Annotated in this window: 15 protein-coding genes; 9 read left to right on the top strand and 6 right to left on the bottom strand. The window is 74.0% G+C overall.

All coding sequences use genetic code 11. The annotated features are described in order from the left end of the window. Positions 1 to 14 precede the first annotated feature (14 nt). The gene (locus tag AB0881_RS01345; RefSeq protein WP_366613378.1) at positions 15 to 2,609 is read right to left on the bottom strand and encodes an FtsX-like permease family protein; all 2,595 of its coding nucleotides are present in this window, start codon (positions 2,607 to 2,609) and stop codon (positions 15 to 17) included. A 71-nt stretch (positions 2,610 to 2,680) separates the two neighbouring features. Here AB0881_RS01345 and AB0881_RS01340 point away from each other — a divergent pair, with 71 nt between their 5' ends. Continuing rightward, a complete protein-coding gene (locus AB0881_RS01340) occupies positions 2,681 to 3,157 on the top strand; it encodes a MarR family transcriptional regulator (protein ID WP_366613376.1) in 477 nt (158 codons plus the stop codon). Positions 3,158 to 3,217: 60 nt separating this feature from the next. Here the strand turns inward: AB0881_RS01340 and AB0881_RS01335 are convergent, their stop codons facing one another. Further along, positions 3,218 to 4,111, bottom strand: a complete 894-nt coding sequence (locus AB0881_RS01335) for an alpha/beta hydrolase (RefSeq protein WP_366613374.1) — start codon at positions 4,109 to 4,111, stop codon at positions 3,218 to 3,220. 213 nt (positions 4,112 to 4,324) lie between these two features. Beyond that, complete coding sequence (locus tag AB0881_RS01330; RefSeq protein ID WP_366613372.1) at positions 4,325 to 4,945, bottom strand: helix-turn-helix domain-containing protein; 621 nt, start codon at positions 4,943 to 4,945, stop codon at positions 4,325 to 4,327. Between the two features lie 122 nt (positions 4,946 to 5,067). Here AB0881_RS01330 and AB0881_RS01325 point away from each other — a divergent pair, with 122 nt between their 5' ends. The 3 genes from AB0881_RS01325 to AB0881_RS01315 all read left to right on the top strand — a co-directional run bounded on the left by AB0881_RS01325 (position 5,068) and on the right by AB0881_RS01315 (position 9,916). Then, positions 5,068 to 5,700, top strand: coding sequence for an NAD(P)H-dependent oxidoreductase (locus AB0881_RS01325; protein ID WP_366613370.1), 633 nt, complete (start codon positions 5,068 to 5,070; stop codon positions 5,698 to 5,700). Positions 5,701 to 5,837: 137 nt separating this feature from the next. Beyond that, the gene (locus AB0881_RS01320) at positions 5,838 to 8,126 is read left to right on the top strand and encodes a hypothetical protein (protein ID WP_366613368.1); all 2,289 of its coding nucleotides are present in this window, start codon (positions 5,838 to 5,840) and stop codon (positions 8,124 to 8,126) included. Next, a complete protein-coding gene (locus AB0881_RS01315; RefSeq protein ID WP_366613366.1) occupies positions 8,126 to 9,916 on the top strand; it encodes an HSP90 family protein in 1,791 nt (596 codons plus the stop codon). The genes AB0881_RS01320 and AB0881_RS01315 overlap by 1 nt, the downstream gene beginning before the upstream one ends. A 23-nt stretch (positions 9,917 to 9,939) precedes the next feature. Here the strand turns inward: AB0881_RS01315 and AB0881_RS01310 are convergent, their stop codons facing one another. After that, positions 9,940 to 10,839: an AraC family transcriptional regulator gene (locus AB0881_RS01310; protein WP_366613364.1), complete on the bottom strand. Its 900-nt coding sequence runs from the start codon at positions 10,837 to 10,839 to the stop codon at positions 9,940 to 9,942. A 158-nt stretch (positions 10,840 to 10,997) separates the two neighbouring features. Here AB0881_RS01310 and AB0881_RS01305 point away from each other — a divergent pair, with 158 nt between their 5' ends. From AB0881_RS01305 to AB0881_RS01285, 5 genes are all read left to right on the top strand, one after another. After that, positions 10,998 to 11,882 (top strand): sugar ABC transporter permease, encoded by an 885-nt coding sequence (locus AB0881_RS01305; protein ID WP_366613362.1) that lies wholly within the window; start codon positions 10,998 to 11,000, stop codon positions 11,880 to 11,882. Continuing rightward, on the top strand, positions 11,879 to 12,700 hold the full coding sequence (locus tag AB0881_RS01300) for a carbohydrate ABC transporter permease (RefSeq protein WP_366613360.1): 822 nt from the start codon (positions 11,879 to 11,881) through the stop codon (positions 12,698 to 12,700). Before AB0881_RS01305 ends, AB0881_RS01300 begins: the two co-directional genes overlap by 4 nt. A gap of 8 nt (positions 12,701 to 12,708) precedes the next feature. Beyond that, complete coding sequence (locus tag AB0881_RS01295) at positions 12,709 to 15,531, top strand: family 78 glycoside hydrolase catalytic domain (protein ID WP_366613358.1); 2,823 nt, start codon at positions 12,709 to 12,711, stop codon at positions 15,529 to 15,531. A gap of 23 nt (positions 15,532 to 15,554) precedes the next feature. Next, complete coding sequence (locus AB0881_RS01290) at positions 15,555 to 16,820, top strand: extracellular solute-binding protein (RefSeq protein WP_366613356.1); 1,266 nt, start codon at positions 15,555 to 15,557, stop codon at positions 16,818 to 16,820. Positions 16,821 to 16,934: 114 nt separating this feature from the next. Next, complete coding sequence (locus tag AB0881_RS01285) at positions 16,935 to 20,144, top strand: family 78 glycoside hydrolase catalytic domain (RefSeq protein WP_366613354.1); 3,210 nt, start codon at positions 16,935 to 16,937, stop codon at positions 20,142 to 20,144. Positions 20,145 to 20,202: 58 nt separating this feature from the next. Here the strand turns inward: AB0881_RS01285 and AB0881_RS01280 are convergent, their stop codons facing one another. Together AB0881_RS01280 and AB0881_RS01275 are read right to left on the bottom strand one after the other, a co-directional pair. Then, complete coding sequence (locus AB0881_RS01280; RefSeq protein ID WP_366613352.1) at positions 20,203 to 20,940, bottom strand: glucose 1-dehydrogenase; 738 nt, start codon at positions 20,938 to 20,940, stop codon at positions 20,203 to 20,205. Positions 20,941 to 20,983: 43 nt separating this feature from the next. After that, positions 20,984 to 22,069, bottom strand: coding sequence for a dihydrodipicolinate reductase (locus AB0881_RS01275; RefSeq protein ID WP_366613350.1), 1,086 nt, complete (start codon positions 22,067 to 22,069; stop codon positions 20,984 to 20,986). Positions 22,070 to 22,163: the final 94 nt, after the last annotated feature.

The following is a 22,163-nucleotide window of genomic DNA, read 5'->3' as shown; positions in this document are numbered from 1 at the left end:
GGGGTCATTCAGGGTCATTCGGCCTTGGCGGCCTCCAGGACGGGGACGGCGGCGGCGCGGCGGGCGGGGAGGGCCGTCGTGGCCAGGGTCGCCACCGCCGCGCCGGCCGCGACCAGCGGGAACAGCCACCAGGGCGGGTCGGGGCGCAGGAACGAGCTGCCGGTCAGGACGTGCAGCAGCGCCAGCGTGCCCGTCGCGACCGCGAGGCCGAGGATCGTGCCGAGCGCGACCACGGTGGCGGCCTCCCAGCGGACGATCGAGCGGATCTGCCGGGCGGTGGCGCCCACGGCGCCCAGCAGCCCGAACTCGCGGGTGCGTTCGGCGACGCTCATCGAGACGGTGGTCGCCATGCCGAACAGCGCCAGCAGCAGCGCCATGCCGACGAAGGTGTGCGTGGCCCGCAGCGCCCGGGTGAGCGAGGCCGACGCCGCGGCCACGTAGGCGTCGCGGTCGAGGACGCGGACGCCGGGCACCCCGGCCACGGCGCGTTCCAGCGCCTCCGTGGTGCCGCCCCGGACGAGGATCGCCCGGGTCGCGGCGCCGGCGTCGAGGCGTTCCATCGTCGCGGGCGCCGCGAGCGCCTGGTCGGCGAACAGGTGGGACGGGTCGTGGTAGGCGTCCGCCACCGTGAGCGCGGTCCGGCCGTGCGCGCCGCGCACCACGATCCGCTGCCCGGGGCGGAGACCGCGGTCCTCCATGACGGCCGACGAAAGCGCGATCTCCCCCGGCCGCAGCTCGGGCGGGCGGCCGCCCAGCCGCAGCACGTCGCGGAGGCCGCGCTGCTCGGCGCCGCTGACGAGGAAGTAGAACGGCTCGGGCTCCTCGCCCGGCTCGGTCCGTTCCGGCGAGACGAGCTTGACCTCGGTCTGCGTGAGGACGGCCGTCCGCGTCACCCCGGGCGCGCCCGCCAGCCGGGCGGCGGTGTCGCGGGCGAGCGGAGCGGGCGCCCCCTCGGCGGTACGGGCGGTCGAGGCGATCGCGTGCTCGGCGGCCATGACCTGCCGTCCAGCCTCGCGGAAGCGGTCGTTCACGGAGATCGTCACCAGCGCGACGGAGGCGACCAGCGCGACGCCCAGCATCAGCGACGAGGCGGCCGCGGAGACCCGGCGCGGGCTGCGGGTGATGGTGGCGTGCGCCAGGCGGCCGGTCTCGCCGCCGGCGAGCGTTCCGGCGCGGCCCACCAGGCCGCCCAGCGGACCGACGAGGAACGGGGTGAGGACGGCGAGCCCGGCGACCGCGAGCAGCGCCCCGAAGAGGGTCATCAGCGAGACCGCGAACGTGCGGTCCGGGCCGGGCGGGTCGCCGAAGCGGATCGCGGCGGCCACGGCGAGCCAGAAGCCCGCGCCGAGGAAGACGGCGGACGCGGCCAGCAGCCGGGGCAGGCGGCGTTCCCGGGTCTCGGTGGCGGTGCTGCGCAGCGCCTGGACGGGCGAGACGCCCGCGGCGCGGCGCGCCGCCCGCCACGCGGCCGCCTGGGTGACCAGGATCCCCGCCACGGCCGGTACGCCCAGCGCGACCCAGCCGAGCCGCGTGCCGGCGGCGGAGACGTCGAAGCCGTCCCGCGCGAACAGCCGGACGATCAGCGCCGACAGCGGGAGGCCCGCGGCCGTCCCGGCCACCGCCGCGATCCCGCCCAGCGCCAGCGCCTCCAGCCGGATCAGCAGGCCGATCTGCCGCGGCGTGGCACCGATCGCCCCGAGCAGCGCCAGCCGCCGGGTCCGCTGCCGGACCAGCGTGCCGAACGTGTTGGCCACCACGAACAGCCCGACGAAGACCGCCACGGCGGCCAGCATGCCGACGACGCCGGCGACGGACGCGCCCTCGCTCGCGGCGGCGGCCGCCTGCGCGCGCCGTACGGACTCGGCGGTCCGTACCGTGGCGCCGCCGCCCAGCTCCCGGGCCAGCTCGCCGCGCAGCCGGTCGGCGGGCACTCCCGGGGCCGCCTTCACCCAGACGGCCTGCCAGGTGCCCGCGGGCAGCATCGCGGCGCGCCGTACGGTCTCGGGAGGGGCCAGCACCAGGTCCCCGGCGGCCACCGCGCCGCGGCCCTGGACGCCGACGATCCCGGCGATCCGCACCCGGCGCGTCTCGCGGGGCAGCGTCAGCGTCATCATGTCGCCGGCGCGCAGCTTCCCGGCGCGCGCGATGTGCCGCACGACGGCGACCTCGCCGTCCGCGGCGGGGGCGCGGCCGTCCTCGATCCGGTACGGGTTCAGCCGCGGGTCGGGCGTCCAGGGGCGCAGCAGCGTACGGCCCTCGGCCGAGGCCATGATCGCCTGCCCGCCGGGGCGGGCGGCCGTCACCGGCACCGCGGCGTCCCCGGTGGCCGCCGCGACGCCCGGCAGCGCCGCGACCCGGTCGAGCCGGATCCGGCCGTCCGGCGGCGCGTACGGGTCGTCCGGGTCCGCCGCCCCGCCCTGGACGAGCACGTCCGTCCGGGCGTACTCGCTCGCGTCGCTGCCCGCCACCGCGTCCTGCGCGCGCAGCGCGAACTGGAGCGACCCCGCGATGAGCGCGATCGAGCCCACCGCCGCCAGCAGCGTCGCGGCCGTCCGCGCCCGGCTCTCGGCGAACGAGCGCCTCGCGATCAGCCACAAGGCGTTCTCCACGGCCCCCACCCCTCTAGCACGCCTGAGATAATCTCAGATGAGACTATATCAGCCGGGACTAGTATGGGCGCATGCTCGACGATCTGCTCGAACGCCTGCTGTCCGGGGAGGGCGGCCCGGCCGCCGACCACGTGGGGCTGGGCATGCTGCTGGCGGAGGCCCACAACCGGAGCCGCGAGCGGATGAACGAGGCCCTGCGCCCGCTCGGGATCAACGTCCGCGGCTTCGCCGTGCTGCTGGCGCTGCCGCTGTACGGCCCGGTCAGCCAGCGGGAGCTCATCGGCCGCATCGGCATCGACAAGTCCACCATGTTCCGGCTCATCGACGAGCTCGAAGAGGGCGGGCTCGTCGCCCGCGAGCGGGCGCCGCGGGACCGGCGCGCGTACTCGATCGTGCTCACGGACCGCGGCGAGGAGACCCTGGCCGAGGCGCGGCGGACCGCCGAACGGGTGGACGGGCAGGTCTTCGGCCGCCTCACCGCGGCCGACCGCCGGACGCTCGCCGGCCTGCTGCGCCGCCTGGCCGAGGCCGACGCCCCGCCCCCGTGATCACCTCGGGCGGCCGAGGGACGCGGCGGGCGGGGCGGGCCGGATCGTGCCGGCGCCCGGTCAGGCCGCGGCCTGGGCGGTGACGCGCTCGATGGCCTGGACGGCGAGGGCCGGCTGGTCGACGTAGATGTAGTGGCCGCTCTTCTCGGCGGTGGTCAGCTTGCCGCGGCCGGAGATGGCGACCCACTGGCGCTGCCCCGCGGACCAGGCGCGCTCCAGCCGCTGCCCGTACTCGGGGCTGGCCGCGGCGAGGTACTGCTTCCCGTGCTGGAGCACCTCCACCGGGATGTTCCCGACGGAACGGGCCTTCCCGTCGGCGATGACCAGGTTCTCGGGGTTCTGGCCCTTGAAGACCGCGAGGTTCTGCGCGCGCAGCTGGGCCGACGGGCCCGTGGCGGACGCGGGGATCGCCTTGCCGATGTCGTCGATCATCGTCGGCGAGGTGGCGTCCATGAGGACCAGGCCCTTGACGCGCTTCTGCTGGTCGGGGGCGTACCTGGCGGCGATCAGCCCGCCCAGCGAGTGCCCGGCCAGGACGGCCGGCCCGTCGCCGGCGACCCGGTCGAGGACCCCGGTGAGGACCTTGCCGCTGGCGGCGAGGTCCTGTGGGCCGTCGGGCTTGTCGCTGGCGCCCGCGCCGAGCCGGTCGTACGAGCAGACCCGGTTCTCGCCGCTGAGCGTCTTCTGGAGGGCCGCCATCTTGCCGAGCCCGTCACCCCCGCCGTGCATGAGGACGATGACCGGCTTTCCCTCGCCCCGGGTGCCCGCACAGGAAACGTTCACCGACTTTCCGCCGACCTCGATCTTCTTGGTGCCGGTGAACGGGTCGGCTTCCTTTCCGGAGGCGAGCGGGTCCCAGTTCTCCAGGGATTCGCCATCGCAGCCGGTGAGGCCCGCGCCGGCCACGGCGACGCAGGCGGCGACCACGACGGACGTCCTGAACTTGCGGAACATCGATTCCTCCAGTGAAAGCGGGTGTTCTCGGGAGCTGCGTGACCGCCGATTCCTCGGCCGGCGCACCGGCGTTTCCGCCGCTGCCGTAAAAGGCCGCCGAAATGTTGGCCCCTGTCACATTGAGAACGCTATTGATTCCGCCGTGGCGGATTCATCACCGCGTGGTGGACAGTCGCGGGTAGCTCGGACGGGGGACGGCCGCGCCGGGCGCGCTCAGCGTCCCGGCCGGGCGAGGCCCTCGACGAGGACCTGCCAGCTCTCGGCCAGGGGGAGCGCGTCGCCGGACACCGGCAGCTCGACGGCGTCCATCGCGGGCACGTAGAGCAGCGGCCCTTCCAGGGCGGCGGTGAGCTGGAGGGTGAGGCCGTCCAGCTCATCGCCGATGTCCGGCCGGGCCTGGCCCAGCAGCATGCGGATGTGGAGCTGCGACAGGGTCGCTCCCGCGGCGGGGAGCGTCCGGTTGCGGTCCATGGCGGCCCGCGCGAGCGCCAGGTGGTCCAGCAGGAAGGCGATGCGGGCGCGGCCGTAGGCGATCAGGCGCTGCACGGGTTCCGCGCCGGGCCCCAGCGGCGGGGGTCCCGACAGCACCGCGTGCTGGAAGCGGCGCTCGTCGTCGTCGATCAGCGCCGCGAAGATGCCGGCGCGGGTGCCGAAGCGGCGGAAGACGGTGCCCTTGCCCAGGCCGGCGCGCTCGGCCAGGGCGTCCATGGTCACCTTCTCGGTCCCGTGCTCGGCGATCATCTCGCGAGCCGTCTCCAGCAGGTGCCGGCGGTTGCGCGCCGCGTCGGCGCGCTCGACGCGCGGCCTGCCGAAGGGCACCTCGAACGGTTCCACGCGGGCAAATCTACCCCCGGGAATATAAGCGGGGTACGGTCCGCTTACGCTCCATGGAACGCGGCACCGGCCGGCACCCGATCGCCGGCCACCGCCGGACCCGTCCCTGAGGAGTCACCCTGATGAACCTGTTCCGCCTGGACGCCAGCATCCTTCCCGGCGTCTCCACCAGCGCCCAGATCGCCGACCTCGCCGAGGCGGAGTGGACCGCCGCGCACCCCCACGGCACGGTCACCCGTCGCCATCTGGGCACCGACCCCCTGCCCGCCGAGGCCTGGGCGCTGGCCACCACCGCGGGCGCCACCCCGGAGGCCGAGCACACCCCGGCCCAGCGCGAGGCGGTCGCCCTGGCCGGTGCGCTCTCCGAGGAACTGCAGAACGCCGATGCCGCGATCCTCGCCGTACCGCTGTACAACTACGGCGTCTCGCAGCACTTCAAGACGTGGGTCGATCTGGTCCTGGCGGGCGCCGGCCCGACCACTCCCCTGCTGAAGGGCACCCGTACCGTCCTGGCCACCACACTGGGCGGCGGGTACGGTCCCGGCGCCCCGCGCGAGGGCTGGGACCACTCCACCCCCTACCTGGAGCGCGTCCTGGCCGACATCTGGCAGGCCGACCTCACCCTCATCAAGCGGGAGCTGACCCTCGCCGCGACCACCCCCGGCATGGAGAGCCTGAAGGACCTGGCCGAGCAGCAGCACTCCCTGGCGCTGGCCGCCGCCCGCGACGCCGGCCGCGCGCTGGCTGGCAACTGACCGTTCGACACTCCGGTGGGACGCCGCGTTCAGGGCGGGCGCGGCGTCCCGGCCGCCGCCGGGCGAACCGATCACGGGGGCTTCGCGTCCGAGGGGAACGGCCGCCCGCGGGGGCGGCCGCCGGAGAGACGGGACCCATGCTCGACGCGCAGGAGATCCTGCGGCGCATCGACGCCGCCTACGACCTGGAACCGGAGAGGGCGGGCGCCGACCACGGCGCCTTCTTCGCGGAGATGGCCGACTGCCTCGCCCACGCGGAGGCGCTCGGCGACCCCGGCGTGCTGATGTACGCCCGGCTCGGATACGGCTCCGCGCTGCGCTGGCGGCCCGGCGTTGGCGCGCGCGAGACCACCCGCACGTGGCTGGGGCTCCTGCGCACGTGCCTGCTGGCCTGGCACGCCGAGCCCGGCCGGTACGACGCGATCTGCGTGCGGGCGCTGTGGTGCCAGCTCCTCGACCTGCTGGGCTTCTACGTCGAGCTCTACCCCGAGCCCGCCGACCGGGTGCTGCGGCTGGCCGACGAGCTGGGCCGGTACGACCCGCGCACCCTGCCGTTCGTGCCGTACGAGCTCGACATGATCCGGATGCGGGTGGCGGCGCGGCGCGGGGACGCGGCCGAGGCCGAGCGGATCTGGCGGTCGCTGCGGGCGCGGGAGTTCCCCGACGACCGCCTCCTGCACGACCGGATCCTGGCCGCGGACGCCGAGATGTGGACCTGGCTCGGCCGGTACGACCTGGCCGTGGAGTCGCTGGCGCCGGTGGTGGCCGGGCAGGTCCCGCTGACGGACGGCCTCCCGGTCGAGCAGCGGCTGCTCGTCCCGTACGTGCGGCTCGGCCGGATCGACGAGGCCGTGGCGATCCACGAGCGCACCTGGGACCTGCCTGAGCAGAAGCTGGATCCGATCCTCGCCCAGCTGGAGTTCTGCCTGCTCACCGGCAACGAGGAGCGCGGCCTCCAGGTGCTGCACCGCAACCTGCGGCGCATCCGCAACCGTACCTCCGGGTCGCTCCACGGGACGGCGGTCGCGGCCGTGGGGGCGGCCCTGTGCCGCCGGGTCCTGGCGCGGGGGATGGACCGCGAGTGGCTGTGGGACTGCGGCTGCGACGGTCCCGCCTGCGAGGACAATCCGCTCTACACCTATGCCGCGCTGGAACGGGACCTGTACTGGGACGCCGTCGACGCCGCCGAGGAGCTGGACGAGCCGGACGGCGTCACGGCCGAGTTCGACCGCGTGCGCGAGCGGCTGGCGCTGGAGCCGGTCGCGCATGTCGAACTGCCGTCCCGGCCGGCCGTGCCGCCCGCGTTCCCGCACCCGGTGACCCACCTGCCCGCCACCGGCGCCGCGGAGCTGGCCGCCGCGCTCGACGCCGCGACCGCCGAACCGCTCGGCCGCCGCAGGATCGCGCTGCTCCAGCAGATCACGGTCAACGCGACGCTCGCGGACCTGCCCCAGACGGTGGGCGCCGCCCGGACGGCGATGCTGGACGACCTGACCCGCGACGGCTGGGACGGCTGGCGGTTCGAGCTGGCCCGCGACCTGCTGGAGCTGTTCCGGCTGCACGACGCGGACCCGTCCCTGCTCGGCGCCGAGCGGCTCGACCGGATGTGGCGGGCCGTCCCGACGGCGCTCGACCGCGTCCTGGACCGGCCCGGCCTGCACCTGGCCCAGGTGTACGAGCTGCTCGGCCTGCTGGAACGCCACCGCCGTCCCGGCACCGGCGACGAGCACCACCTCCGCTGGTACCGCGCCGCCTTCCGGACGCGCGGCGGCGACCGGGACGGGGCGGCGAAGGCGTGGGCGGCCTTCGACGCGCTGCCGCCCCACGACCGGTACAACGCGGAGGGCCAGGTCCGCCGCCGCGTCCGCTGGCATCTCGACCTCGGCGACGACGCCGCCGCGCTCGCCGCGGGCCCGGACGGCTGCGACCTGCTGCTCGTCCCCTATCTGCGGGCCGGCCGGGCCGGCCTGGCCCGTTCCGTCCACGAACGCACCCGCGAGACGGCCTCGTCCGCCGCCGCCGTCACCGAGCACCTGCGCTACTGCGCCGCCACCGGCGCGCTCGACGACGCCCTCGGCGTCGTCCAGCGGAACCTGCGCCTCTACCACCTGCGGTACGACGATGACGAGGCGACGTTCGACCATCTGCGCGCCCACGCCGCGGCCGTGCTCGTCTGCGAGGCGGTCGTGGCCGCGGGCCGCGACACCGTCTGGACGTGGCCCGAGGACGAGTGCGATCCGCCCTGCCCGCCCGAGGACGACTGGACCTACACGCGCTTCGCCGGCAACACGCGCCCGTCCCTGCTGGCACGCGCCCGCCGCTGGGAGTCGCTGCTCGGCACCGGCGCGCACACCCGCGCGGTGTTCGCCCTCGCCGACGGCGACCGGGCAGAACCGTCCGGGGACCCGTTGCGTCCGACGGTGTGATGAACGATCAGGAGAGAGTTGCGGGCGAGCACGGGTTCCGGGTCGACCTCGGCGGGATCGTCGACCTGCTGAGCCGCCACCTCTACAGCAGCCCCCGCGTCTACGTGCGCGAACTGCTGCAGAACGCGGTCGACGCGATCACCGCGCGGGCGGCGGTGGACGGTCCGGCGGACGGCGCCGTGATCCGGATCGAGACCGGTGAGGCGCTCCGGGTGCACGACCCGGGCATCGGGCTGACGGAGGAGCAGGTGCACGAGCTGCTGGCAACGATCGGCCGCTCGTCCAAGCGGGACGAGCTGGGGTTCTCCCGGAGCGACTTCCTCGGCCAGTTCGGGATCGGGCTGCTGTCGTGCTTCCTGGTCGCCGACGAGATCGAGGTGCTGACGCGCAGCGCCGCCGGCGGGCACGCCGTCCGCTGGCGCGGCCACGCCGGGGGACGCTACACCGTCGAGAGGGCGGAGCGGGACGGGCCGGGCACGACCGTCACCCTGCGGCCGCGGCGCGACCTCGGCCACTGGCTGGAGGAGGACACCGTCCGGGAGCTGGTCCGGCACTACGGGGCGTACCTGCCGTACGAGGTCCGGCTGAACGGCGTCCGCGTCGACGACGGCGACCCGCCCTGGGAGGCCCGGCACGACGGCGGCCCGGACGCGCGGCGGGAGGCGCTGCTCCGGCACGGGACGGCCATGCTCGGCGCCGAGCCGTTCGAGGTGATCGACCTGGACGTCCCCGAGGCGGGGCTGCGCGGCGTCGCGTACGTGCTGCCGCGCGAGACGAACCCGAGCGACCCGCCCAAGCACCGGGTGTACCTGCGCCGGATGCTGGTCGGCGACCGGGTCGAGAAGGTGCTGCCGGACTGGGCGTTCTTCGTGCGGTGCGCGGTGGACGCGACGGAGCTGCGGCCCACCGCCGGCCGCGAGCAGCTCTACGACGACGACCTGCTGGCCACCGTCCGGGTCCGGCTCGGCGAGCAGGTCCGGGGCTGGCTGGTGCGGATGGCGCTGACCGATCCGGAGCGGCTGCGCGCGTTCCTGGACGTCCACTACCGGGGCGTGCTGGCGCTGGCGGCGCACGACGTCGAGATGCTGCGGATCGTGGACGAGTGGGTGCCGTTCACCACCTGCGACGGCGAGATGCCGCTCGCGCGGTTCCGGGAGCTGCACCGCGACATCCGGTACACGCTGGGCGTCGAGGAGTTCCAGCAGTACGCGAGCATCGCCGCCGCGCAGGGCATCGGCCTGGTCAACGGCGGCTACACGTACCACACCCAGGTGCTCCAGCGGCTGCGGCTGCTGGACCCGGGGCTGGTCGTGCGGCGGCTCGACCCGGCGGACCTGGCGACCCGGTTCGACCGGCCGGACCCGGCCGCGGAGCTCGCGGCGCGGGACTTCCTGGCCGTCGCGGAGCGGACGCTGGAGCCGCGGGAGTGCGTTCCGGCGCTGCGGTCGTTCGCTCCCGAGTCGCTGCCGGTGCTGTACCTGGCCGCCGGCGGCCCGGCGCTCGATCCGCCGCCCGCCGACAGCGTGTGGGCCGAATTCGAGAAGGCCGCGGAGGACGCGGCGGAGGAGGCGGGCGGGGAGGCCGGGCCGACGCTGGTGTTCAACCACCGCAACCCGCTGATCGCCCGGCTCGCGGCGACGCCGAGCGAGTCCGTCGTGGCCCTGGCCGTCGAGGCGATGTACGGCTACGCGCTGCTCGCCGGGCGGCGCCCGGCGGGCCCGGAGGACGTGGCGGCGATGAACCGCGCGTTCCTCGGCCTCGTGGAGCACGCCGTCGAGGCGGAGCGCTGACCCGCTGAAACGGCCCCGTCCGGCTACAGCCGTCTCGACGGATGGGTGAAGTGCTGCCGGTAGGTGGTGGCCGTCAGCCCGTAGTGGGCCTTGAAGCGGCGGGCGAAGTAGTTCTGGTCGGCCCATCCGACGGTCTGGGCGATCTGCGTGACGGGGTGGTCGGTGTGCAGGAGCAGGTGGGCGGCCTTCTCCACCCGGTGCTGCGCGAGGTACGCCATCGGCGGCAGGCCGGTGGCGGCCTTGAACAGGCGGATGAGGTAGCGGGGCGTGAGGTGGAGCTCCTCGGCGAGCTCGTCCAGGGTCCATCTGTGGTCGAGCCGGGACTCCAGCAGGCGCATGGCCTCCAGCACGGCCGGGTGGGCGGGCCCCTCAGCGCCGGGGACGCCGCCCCGGTCGGTGGCGGCGGCGCGGGCGACGTGGCTGAGGAACATGGTGAGCCGGCCGATGATGTCGCCGCGGTGCCGCGCGAGCGGCTCGTGCCGCAGCCGGGCCAGGCCGTCCAGATGGACCACGCACTCCCCGAGCGTCCGCTGGTCGAGGTGCGTGGTGAGCATCCCGCGGCGCTGCATGGAGTTGGGGCCGTTCCACAGCAGGTAGCCGAGGAGGGGGTCCTCCCGCGTCCAGGCCAGTTCGCGCCGCAGCAGGCCGGTGTTCAGGCAGCAGTTGTAGAGGTCGAGGCCGCGGCACTCCTCGTAGCCGTGCCAGACGCCGGGGCGCAGCAGGACGACGTCGCCGACCTCCAGGTCGCGGCGGCCGGTGAGCGATCTGTGCACTCCCCGGCCGCCGGTCACGACGGCGAGCTCCAGGAAGCTGTGGGTGTGCACCGGGTGGCCGCCCTCGTGCAGGTGGTGCCCGGCGTAGGCCAGTGACCCGTCGGTGATGTACACCTGCCCCTTCAGCTCTTCGACCGGGGGTGCGTCCATGGCCGCACCCTAACGCCCGGGACCGAAGCGAACATCGTGCTACTGCTGGTCCATTTCGGGCTATCCGGGCGGGTCGCCGCGGGCGGATCATCCCTGCCTAGACCACTCGTGGTCGACCCGGCGGCGACCCTGCCGCCACGTGCGCGAGGAGGCCGCGGATGGCGCGTGGGCGGAGAGGGCGGCGGGCGCCCGCCTGGTTCCTGGTCCCGGCGCTGGCGCTGTACGGCTTCGTCGTGCTGCTCCCCAGCGCCCAGGGCGCGACGTTCGCGTTCACCGACTGGGACGGGCTCAGCCCCGCCAGGAGCTTCGCCGGCCTGGCGAACTTCCGGGAGATGCTGGCGGACCCCGCCGCCCGCGGCGCGCTCCGGCAGACGCTCATCGTCGCGGTCGCCGTCACCGTGGTCCAGAACGCGATCGGGCTGGCGCTGGCGCTCGGCGTGCACAGCCGGATCCGGAGCCGGAACGTGCTCCGCGTCCTGCTGTTCGCCCCGGCGGTGATGACGCCGGTGGTCACGGCGGCGCTGTGGAAGTACCTCCTGGCGCCCGAGGGCGCGCTGAACGGCCTGATCGCCGCGGTCGGCCCGGACTCCTGGCAGCGCAACTGGCTGGGCGATCCGGCGCTGGCGCTGTGCAGCGTGATCGGGGTGATCGTCTGGCAGTTCGCCGGCTACTCGATGGTGATCTTCCTGGCCGGGCTCCAGGGGATCCCGCGGGAGGTGTACGAGGCCGCCGCGGTGGACGGCGCCACCGGCTGGCGGCGGTTCCGGCACGTGGTGCTGCCGCTCCTGGCGCCCGCGACGACGATCAACCTGATGCTGTCGGTCATCGGCGGGCTGAAGCTGTTCGACCAAGTGTGGGTGCTGACGGGCGGCGGCCCGGGCACCTCCACCGAGACGCTGTCGACGCTGATCTACAAGAACGCGTTCCAGTTCAACGAGTACGCCTACAGCGTGGCGCTGGCGATCGTGCTGACGGTCTTCGTCGCGGTCTTCTCCAGCGGCCAGTACGGGCTGCTCCGCCGCCAGGAGAGGGCGGTCCGGTGAACCGCTACGGCGCGCGCACCCTGCTGCGCGAGATCATCATGGTCGCGGTGACGGCGGTCGTCGCGTTCCCCCTGTACGTGCTGGTCAACCTGTCGCTGCGGGACCCGCGGGACGGCACGTCCATCATCGTCCCCACCACGTCGCCGACGCTGCGCAACTACGCCGACGCCTGGCGGGAGGCGGGACTGGCGGGCGCGATCGTCAACAGCGTCGTGGTCACGGTGGTCAGCGTCGCGATCATCGTGGTGGTCTCCGGCATGGCGGCCTACCCGCTGGCGCGGGTGACGGCGCGGTGGTCCCGCTGGGCGTTCGCGCTGGTGATGCTCGGGCTGCTGCTGCCGTTCCAGCTGGCGCTGCTGCCGCTCTACCAGACCATCCGGGACCTGAACCTGCTGGGCACGCTGTGGTCGCTGGTGCTGTTCTACAGCGGGCTCCAGGTGCCGTTCGCGACCTTCCTCTACACAGGCTTCCTCCGGGTCGTGCCGCGCGAGTACGAGGAGGCCGCGCTCATCGACGGCGCGAGCCCGTTCCAGGTGTTCTGGCGGGTGGTGTTCCCGCTGCTGCGGCCGGTCACCGGGACCGTCGTCATCCTGAACGCCATCTTCGTCTGGAACGACTTCCTGACGCCTTTCCTGTACCTGTCCGGCAGTGACCGGCAGACCATTCCGGTGGCCGTCTTCGGCTTCATCGGCCAGTACGTCTCGCAATGGAACCTGGTGTTCGCCGGGCTGGTCATCGCGATGCTCCCGATCCTCGTCGTCTATTTCCTCATGCAGCGCCACATCATCAAGGGTTTCGCCGGCGGACTGAAAGGATGACCCTCCCCTTGCCGAACGCACAGCCGCTCCCCCGGGACGTTCTGACCCCGTACGGGCTCACCTGCGAGATGCTGGAGACGCCGCTGGGGCTGGACGAGCCGTTCCCGCGCCTGTCGTGGCGGCTCCGCTCGTCCCGCCGGGGCGACGCCCAGACCGCGTACCGGCTCACCGCGGCGCTCGCCCGCCGGGACCTGGACGCCACGGAGCGCCTCATCTGGGACACCGGCCGCCGCGAGGCGGGCGACGGCGTCCTGGTCCCCTACGACGGGCCGCCGCTCCAGTCCTGCACCCGCTACCACTGGCGGGTGGAGGTGTGGGACGCCGCGGGGGCGGCGGCCGGCCGCGCGGAGTCGTGGTTCGAGAGCGGCCTGCTGCACCCGGACGAGTGGCGCGCCCGGTGGATCGGCCGCGACGCGGAGACCGGGGCCGTCATGGACCCGCCCCGCGACGGCGACCGCACCGACCGCACCCGCCACCTGGAGCCGTGCTCGCACCTGCGGCGCCCCTTCCGCCTCGACGGGCCGCGGCCCGTGCGGGCCCGCGTCTACGCCGCCGCCCGCGGCCTCTACGAGCTGCGCCTGAACGGCCGGAAGGTCGGGGACGCCGAGCTGGCACCCGGCTGGACCGAGTACCGCCGGCGCGTGGCGTACCAGGCGTACGACGTGACCGGCCTGCTCCAGGACGGCGAGAACGTCCTGGGCGCCGTGCTCGCGGACGGCTGGTGGAGCGGGTTCGTCGGGTTCGACTCGCGGCACCAGGCCCGCCACTACGGCCGGGCGCCGCAGCTGATCGTGCAGCTGCTGCTCGACCACGCCGACGGCTCCCGGCGGTGGATCGCCTCGGACGAGGGGTGGCGGGAGCGCGACGGCGCGATCAGGTACGCGGACCTGCTGATGGGCGAGTGCGTCGACGCCCGCGACGCCCTGCCCGGCTGGGACCGTCCCGGCTACGACGACGCCGGCTGGCACGCGGCCGCCGTGCTCGGCCGGGACACGGCCGTCCTGCGGGCGGCGTCCGACGAGCCGGTGCGGGTCACCGAGGAGCTGCCCGCCGTGACGGTGACCCGCCGCCCCGGCGGCCGCCCCGACGGCCCCCAGATCGTCGACTTCGGGCAGAACATGGTCGGCCGGGTGCGGCTGACCGTGCGCGGCGCCGAACGGGGCCGGCGCGTCCGGCTGCAGCACGCCGAGATGCTCGCCGACGGCGAGCTGTACACGGCCAACCTGCGGACCGCCGAGGCCACCGACGTCTTCGTCGCCGCCGGCGAGCCGGTCGAGGTGTTCGAGCCGCGGTTCACCTTCCACGGCTTCCGGTACGCAGAGGTCTCCGGCCTTCCCGGCGACCTGCGGCCCGAGGACGTCGTGGGCCGGGTGCTGCACAGCGACACCCCGTTCACCGGGGAGTTCGCCTGCTCGGACGCGACCGTGAACCGCCTCCAGGCCAACATCGTGCGGGGGCAGCGCGGCAACTTCGTGTCCGTCCCCACCGACTGCCCGCAGCGCGACGAGCGGCTCGGCTGGCTCGCCGACGCGCAGGTGTTCCTGCCGACCGCCTGCCGCAACGCCGACGTCGCCGCGTTCTTCGCCCGCTGGATGCGCGACGTCGTCGACGGCCAGGACGCCGGCGGCGCGTTCCCCGACGTCGCGCCCAAGCTGTGCATCGAGCGCGAGGGCGCGCCGGCCTGGGGCGACGGGGGCGTCATCATCCCCTGGCACCTGTACCTCGCGTACGGCGACCGCCGCGTGCTGGAACGCTCGTACGCCGCCATGACCGCCTGGGTCGACCACGTCCACCGGCACAACCCCGGCCTGGTGTGGCGGCACCGGACCGGCAACCACTACGGCGACTGGCTCCAGGTGAACGCCGAGACCCCGCGCGAGCTGCTGGCCACCGCGTACTTCGCGCGCAGCGCGCAGATCGTCGCGCTGGCCGCCCGGGTCCTCGGGGAGGACGCCGACGCCGGCCGCTACGGCGCCCTCCACGAGGCCGTACGGGCCGCGTTCGCGGACGCCTTCGTCGACGGGACCGACGGCCGCGTGCTGGGCGGGACCCAGACCGGCTACCTGCTCGCGCTGGCGTTCGGCCTGCTGCCCGAGCGGCTCGTCCCCGCCGCCGTGGACCACCTGGCCGCCGACATCGAGGCCCGCGGCCGGCACCTCACCACCGGGTTCGTCGGGGTCTCGCTGCTGTGCCCGGTGCTCGCCGAGCACGGCCGCGCCGACCTGGCGTACGCCCTGCTGCACCAGGACACCTTCCCGTCCTGGGCCTACTCGATCCGGCACGGCGCCACCACGATCTGGGAGCGCTGGGACGGCTGGACCGAGGAGCACGGCTTCCAGTCCCCGGCGATGAACTCGTTCAACCACTACAGCCTCGGCTCGGTCGGCGACTGGCTGTACGGCGGCGTCGCCGGCATCGGCCAGGAGCCGGGCTCGACCGCGTACCGGCGCCCGCTGCTGCGGCCGCACGTCGGCGGCGGCCTCACCTGGGCCCGCGCCCGGCAGGAGACCCCGCTGGGCACGCTCGCCTGCGGCTGGTCGCTCCGGCCCGGCTCCGGAGCCGGGCCGCGGGAGCTGCGCCTGGACGTGACGGTGCCGCCCGGCGCCCGGGCGACGCTGCGCATTCCCACGGCCGAGCCGGACGGCGTCCTCGAAGGCGGGGCCGGGCCGCGCGAACGCGAGGGCATCGAGATCGCCGACGGCGGCCCCGGGGAGCTGACCGTGCGGCTGGCGTCCGGGACCTACCGCTTCAGCGCCGCGGCCCCGCGCGACCTCGGCGCTCCAGAACCTCTTGCCGCAAACCCCGATCCGCATCCGCCCACCACCCCGTAACCCTCTCCCGAGGAGGACTCCAGATGAGTCCCGTTCACCGGCTCACGGCCACCCTCGCCGCGGGCGCTCTCGTCACCGGCGCGTGCAGCAGCGGCGTCGGCTCCGGCTCCTCCGGCGGCTCGGACACCCTGCGCGTCGCCGCCGTCGCCACCGACCGCGCCGGCACCGAGGCGGTGCTGAAGGCGTTCAAGGCGAAGAACCCCGGCGTGGAGTTCACCACCTCGTACTCCGACACCGACCAGTACCAGGGCACCCTGCGCACCCAGCTGTCGTCGGGCACCGCGCCCGACGTGTTCTTCGCCTGGCCCGGCAACGGCAACGCCGGCGCCATCGAGGTGCTCGCCCCGACCGGCTACCTCGCCGACCTGTCCGGACGCTCCTGGACGCCGAAGATCCCGCCCGGGATCAGGCCGGTGACGCAGGTCGGCGGCAAGACCTACATCGTCCCGCTCACCTTCGTGGGCATCGGCGGCCTCTACAACAAGAAGGCCATGGACGAGGTCGGCGCGAAGCCGCCGGCGACCTGGCGCGAGCTGCTGGCGTTCTGCGACACCGCCAAGTCCAAGGGCAAGGTCGCGTTCGCGCTCGGCAACCAGACCGACTGGGTCACCCAGCTCGCCGACTACGCGCTGGTCCCCACCACCGTGTACGCCGCCGATCCCGCCTTCGACCAGAAGATGAAGGCCGGAACGGCCACCTTCGCCGGATCCGGGTGGAAGACCGCCATGGACAAGTACCTGGAGATGAACGAGCGCGGCTGCTTCTCCAAGGACCCGCTCGGCACCTCGTTCGAGACCTCCGTGTCGCAGCTCGCCAAGGGCGACGCGGTCGCCGCGATCCAGGTCACCTCCACCCTCAACCAGGTCAAGTCCGAGGCCCCGCAGGGGGCCGAGTTCGGGTTCTTCCCCGTGCCCGCCACCGACGACGCCGCCCAGACGCGCATGCCGGGCGCCGCAGGCGGGGCCTTCGCCATGAACGCCAAGGCCAGGAACCCCGGCCTGGCGGGCCGGTTCATCGACTTCCTCGCCACGCCCGAGGCCATGAACCTGTACGCGAACGCCACCGGCAACCTGCCGAGCGTCCCCAACGACCAGTTCAAACTCGACCCGACATTGCAGCCGCTGGTCGACTTCCAGAAGGCCAACAGGACCGTCCCGTTCATGGACCAGCTCTGGCCCAACCCCAAGGTCCAGCAGGCGCACTTCACCGGCGTCCAGGACATGTTCGCCGGCAAGGCCCGCCCGGACGCCGTCCTGCGCCGGATGGACGCGGCCTACAAGGAGAAGTAGGAGCGGTCCCGCCGCACCCCGGCGCTTCCAGGCGCTTCCCCGGGACGGTCCCCCGGCCGTCCCGGGCCGGAGCGCGGCGGCCGCATGCCCGAACGCCCCCGGAAGGAGACCCCCATGTCATCCGGCAGACGCGCGCTGGCCGCCGCCGGCACGGCCCTGGCCCTGGTCGTGCCGCTCTGCGGCAGCGCCCACGCCGCTCCCGGCGCCCGCGGGCGGTACGGCGGCGTCGAGGCCGTCCATCTCCGCGTGGACGGCCGCCACGGCTCCCCGCTCGGCCTGGACGATCCGCGCCCCACATTGAGCTGGCAGATGGCCGAGACCCGGCACGCCGCCTCGCACCCCTGCCGCCGTCCGGGCGCGCGGACCGCCTGCCCCGGCGACCGGCAGACCGCCTACGAGGTCGAGGCCGCCGAGAGCGTGCGGAAACTCAAGGCAGGGGACCTGATCTGGCGGACCGGCCGGGTCGACGGCCCCCGGCAGAGCGTCGCGTTCGGCCGCGTCCTGCGCTCCCGCCAGACGGTCGCCTGGCGGGTACGGGTCTGGGACGCCGACCGGCGCCCGTCCCCGTGGTCGGCGCCCGCCACCTGGTCGATGGGCCTCCTCCGGCCCGGCGACTGGGGCGCCGCCCGGTGGATCGACCATCCCGGCCGTACCGAGGACCGGCCCATGCCGATCTTCGCCCGCCGGTTCGACGTGCCGCGCGGCAAGAAGGTCGCGGACGCGCGCCTGTACCTGTCGGGCGTCGGCCTCCACCACGCCACGGTCAACGGCCGCGAGATCACCGACGAGGTGGTGGCGCCCGGCAACTCCAACTACCAGCTCTCCAGCGAGTACCGCACGTACGACCTCACCCGGATCCTGCGGAACGGCGCCAACAGCATCGGCGTGGAGCTGGGCAACGGGCCCGCCTACGTGCGCCGCAGCGTCACCAATCCGGCGGTGGGCCGCACCTCGCCGTACTCCTGGTGGCAGAGCCAGCTCAAGGGGAACGGGACGCTCGCCGCCCCGGCCGCCGCCGGAGCCACCACCGTGAAGCTCGACGACGTGGCCGGCTACCACGCCGGCGGCACGATCAACATCGACACCGGCGACGGCGGCGACCGCCTCGAATCCCGCCGGATCACCGCGATCGGCACCGCGGGCGCCGCCGGGACCGGCATCACGTTCGCTCCCGCGCTGTCGGGCGCGCACGCGGCCGGGGCCGGGGTCACCGGCTCGGGCAACAACATCGCCGCGAGCGACGCGTCCGCCGGAGCCGCGGTGACACCGCGCTTCATCGGCCGCCTGGAGATCACCTACACCGACGGCGGCACCGACGCCGTCGTCACCGACCGGTCCTGGCGCACCGCCCTGGGCCCACTGGTCACCGACGCCTGGTACTCGGGATCGGACCACGACGCCCGCCGCGAGCAGCCCGGCTGGAACCTGCCGGGCGCCGACCTGAGCCCGGCGGCCCGGCGCCGCGACGGCTCGGCCATGGGCTGGACGGCCGCGGGCATCGCCCCGCCGCCCAACCTCGCGACCCGGCTCGTCGCCCGGACCGCCGAGCCGATCAAGGTCCAGGAGGAGCTGGCACCGGTCGGGATGACCAACCCGGCGCCCGGCACCTGGGTGTTCGACTTCGGGCAGAACATCGTCGGCGTGCCCCGGCTCGACCTGGACCGGCTCCCGGCCGGGACGACGGTCAAGGTGGCGCCCGCCGAGTCGCTCAAGGCCGACGGCACCGTCGACCAGGCGTCCCTCATGGGCGGCGGCGGATCCCGCGGCACCGACCTGTTCAACACCTACACCGCGTACGGCGACCGGCGCGGCGAGTCCTGGCAGCCGCGCTTCAACTACTTCGGCATGCAATGGGTGCAGGTCACCGGGCTGCCGGAGGGCTACAAGCCGTCCCGGAAGCTCGTCACCGGCGTCCGGCTCCAGGCCGACACGCCCGACGCCGGGACGTTCAGCAGCTCGAACGCGCGCGTCAACCGCATCCACAAGATGGCGCGCTACTCCATCGCCGGGAACATCATGTCGGTCTTCACCGACTGCCCCGGCAGGGAGAAGCTCTCGTACCCGGCCGACTACACCATGCCGATGGGCGCCATCCACCGGAACTTCGACCTCGCCGCGTACATGCGCACCACCATGCGGCACCTGGTCGAGGGCCAGTCGATCGCCGACACCCCCATGGCCGGGAACGTGGCGCTGAAGACCCCCGTGTACGACTGGGGCTACTCCGGCCGCTTCGGCGACGAGATCAACTGGGGCAACGCGATCGTGCTGGTGCCGTCCTTCCTGTACGAGCTGTACGGCGACACGCGGACGATGACCACGTACTACGACCGGATGGTGAAGTACGTCGACTACATCCGGCGCGAGAAGGCCGGCACCGGCGCGAACGAGCACATCGTGGACGCCGCGCTGGCCGACTGGGTCGCCGCCGACCAGACCTCGGGCCGCATCACCGGCACCTGGGGCTACCACGTGATGATCAGCAAGATGGCGCGCATGGCCGAGCTGACCGGCCACACCGCCGACGCCCGCGCGTACTGGAAGCTCGCCGCCGACATCAAGCAGGCGTTCAACAAGGCGTTCTTCAACGAGTCGCTCGGCCGCTACACCGCCGCCGGGAACGGCGGCACCGCGGGAGCCACCCAGACCGCCCAGGCGCTGGCGCTGGACGCGGGACTGGTGCCCGACGGCAAGCGCGCGAGCGTCCTGGACGCCCTCGTCGAACTCGTGTACGCGTTCCACCCCAACGGTGACGGCCCGCACTTCAGCGGCGGCACCATCGGTATGGCCCCCACCATCCGGGCCCTCGCCGAGGGCGGCCGCGACGACGTCCTGTGGGACCTGCTGCAGGAGGACGACCAGCCGAGCTACGGGTACTTCATGGCTTCCACTCCCGCCAACCCCGGCGGCATGACCACCATCGGCGAGCGCTGGACCCGCGGCGACTCCAAGAACCACATGATCCTCGCCCAGATCGAGGAATGGTTCCACTCGCATCTGGCCGGGATCCGCCAGGCGCCCGGCTCCACCGCCTACGGCAGGCTGATCGTCCAGCCCAAGCCGGTGGGCGACCTGCGCCACGTCGAGGGCGGCTACTCCACCCCGCAGGGCCCCGCCCGCAGCTCGTGGAGCAGGTCCGGACACCGCTTCGAGCTCCGGATCACCATTCCCGCGAACACCACCGCCGAGGTGCGGCTGCCCACTGGCGGGTACGAGAACGTCCGGGCCCCGGCCAGGGCGGCGTTCCTGCGCACCGAGGGCGAGTACGCCGTGTACTCGGTGCCCTCGGGCGCGTTCACGTTCACCGCGACGAAGGGACAGTGAGAGAGAAGGGACGCTGAGAGACGGTACGCAGAGAAGAGGGGACGCTGGACGGCGGCCGTCAGCCCTTGTGGGGGATCTGGTTGACGGTCCCGCCGTCCATGACGAACTCGGAGCCGGTGGCGAAGGACGACTCGTCGCTGGCGAGGAACACCACGAAGGAGGCGACGTCCTCGGGCTGGCCGGGGCGGCCGAGCGGGATCGGGACCATGTCGTCGGGGATGCCCTCGGTGATCGGGGTCCGGATCAGACCCGGGTGCAGCGAGTTGACCCGGACGCCGTGCGGGGCGAGCTCGATGGCGACCGACTTGGTCAGCCCGCGCAGGCCCCACTTGGAGGCCACGTAGCCGTGCGCCCAGGGGGTGCCGCGCAGGCCCTCGATGGAGGAGTTGTTGATGATCGAGCCGCCGCCGGCCGCGATCAGCGCGTCGGTGGCGGCCCGGATGCCGAGGAACGGGCCGGTGAGGTTGACGTCGATGATCTGCTGCCACTTGTCCAGCTTGAAGCGGTTGATGGCCGCGCCGTTCGCGATGCCCGCGTTGTTGAAGAGCACGTTCAGCGCGCCGAACTCGCGGACGGTCGTCTCGACGGCGGCCGCCCAGTCCTCGGGGCTCGTGACGTCGAGGTGGACGTAGCGGGCCGCGCCGCCCAGCCCGTCCGCCACGGCCTTGCCCTCCTCGTCGAGGATGTCGCCGATCACGACCCTGGCGCCCTCGGCGGCCAGCGCCCGCGCGCTCGCCGCGCCGATCCCGCGCGCGCCGCCGCTGATGAGGGCGACCTTTCCGTCCACACGTCCCATCGTTCGCGTCCTCTTCCTCGTAAGCGTCCCTGGGTGAGGGGCCCTAGCGGGCCAGCGCCGCGGCGAAGACGCCGCGGGCGGTGTTGAAGGGCAGGTCGAGCGGGGTCCGGAGCCCCGGCGGCGCCGCGACGACGTCGGGGATCGCGTTCACGATGCGCCCGGCGCCGGCGGCGATCGCGGCGTAGTTGTGGTCGCCTTTGGCGCTGGACGGGCAGACGTCGACGCGGTACGACGGTTCGCCGACGATCTCGACCCGGTAGGAGCCGCCGTCCTGCGCCGGGCGCGGCCAGTCGGGGCGCAGGTCGTCGCGGAGCCGGGTGGTGTGGTCGACGACCAGCACCTCCTTGCCGCCGGCGTGGCCGGTGACCTGGAAGCGCACGGCCGCCACCCCGCCCGCGGGGATGTGCCCGGCGGCCACGTCGAACGCCTCCGGCGCCGGCTCCCGCTCGAACCACTCGGTGATCTCGTCGAGCTCGAAGCCGAACCCGCGCGCCAGCATCCGGAGGCTGACGCCCCAGGCCGCCGCCAGGATCCCCGGCTTGAACAGCATCGGCAGATCATCGACGGGCCGGCCGAAACCCATGACGTCGAACATGACCGGGCCGCCGTCGTAGGTCGCGTAGTCGGCGATCTCCGAGCAGCGCACCTGCTCGACCCGCTGGCAGGTGCTCGCGATGGCGAACGGCAGCAGGTCGTTGATCCACCCCGGGTCGATCCCGGAGACGAAGGCGCTCACGCCGGCCGCCCGGCACGCCTCCTCGATCGGTTCGATCATGCCGTCCGGCAGCAGCCCCCAGGGGTAGACCAGCGGTACCGGTGAGGAGGCGACGACGTTGCTCCCCGCGGCGAGGATCTTCCGCACGTCGTCGAGCGCCTCGAACATCCGCGTCTCCGCGAGCGCGCAGTAGACCGTGCACTCCGGCCGTGCGGCCAGGGCCGCGTCCAGATCGCCGGTGGCGGCCACGCCCGTGGCGACGCCGAGGCCGGCGAGCTCGCCGGCGTCCTTCCCGACCTTTGCGGGGTCCGACACGACCAGCCCGGCCAGCTCGAAGCGGGGGTCCTCGATCAGCTGCGACAGGGCGATCCGGCCGACGTTGCCGGTCGCCACGTGCAGTACGCGGATGGCCATGGTCCTCCTCGACGGGCGGTACGGCGCCGGCGCTCCGGCCGGACCATACTGGTCACCTGACTGGACACCTGTCCACCCTAGGGGCGGCCGACGA

It is taken from the genome of Spirillospora sp. NPDC029432 (assembly GCF_040703975.1).
GTDB lineage: Bacteria > Actinomycetota > Actinomycetes > Streptosporangiales > Streptosporangiaceae > Spirillospora.
This window is presented reverse-complemented; position numbering and strand designations above follow the sequence as displayed.

What these genes read in the sequence shown, in the direction of transcription:
- AB0881_RS01325 (WP_366613370.1), top strand. Translation starts at nt 5,068, where the DNA reads ATGAACCTGTTCCGCCTGGACGCCAGCATCCTTCCCGGCGTCTCCACC.
- AB0881_RS01275 (WP_366613350.1), bottom strand. Translation starts at nt 22,069, where the DNA reads ATGGCCATCCGCGTACTGCACGTGGCGACCGGCAACGTCGGCCGGATC.
- AB0881_RS01310 (WP_366613364.1), bottom strand. Translation starts at nt 10,839, where the DNA reads ATGGACGCACCCCCGGTCGAAGAGCTGAAGGGGCAGGTGTACATCACC.
- AB0881_RS01335 (WP_366613374.1), bottom strand. Translation starts at nt 4,111, where the DNA reads ATGTTCCGCAAGTTCAGGACGTCCGTCGTGGTCGCCGCCTGCGTCGCC.
- AB0881_RS01305 (WP_366613362.1), top strand. Translation starts at nt 10,998, where the DNA reads ATGGCGCGTGGGCGGAGAGGGCGGCGGGCGCCCGCCTGGTTCCTGGTC.
- AB0881_RS01320 (WP_366613368.1), top strand. Translation starts at nt 5,838, where the DNA reads ATGCTCGACGCGCAGGAGATCCTGCGGCGCATCGACGCCGCCTACGAC.
- AB0881_RS01280 (WP_366613352.1), bottom strand. Translation starts at nt 20,940, where the DNA reads ATGGGACGTGTGGACGGAAAGGTCGCCCTCATCAGCGGCGGCGCGCGC.
- AB0881_RS01315 (WP_366613366.1), top strand. Translation starts at nt 8,126, where the DNA reads ATGAACGATCAGGAGAGAGTTGCGGGCGAGCACGGGTTCCGGGTCGAC.
- AB0881_RS01340 (WP_366613376.1), top strand. Translation starts at nt 2,681, where the DNA reads ATGCTCGACGATCTGCTCGAACGCCTGCTGTCCGGGGAGGGCGGCCCG.
- AB0881_RS01285 (WP_366613354.1), top strand. Translation starts at nt 16,935, where the DNA reads ATGTCATCCGGCAGACGCGCGCTGGCCGCCGCCGGCACGGCCCTGGCC.
- AB0881_RS01290 (WP_366613356.1), top strand. Translation starts at nt 15,555, where the DNA reads ATGAGTCCCGTTCACCGGCTCACGGCCACCCTCGCCGCGGGCGCTCTC.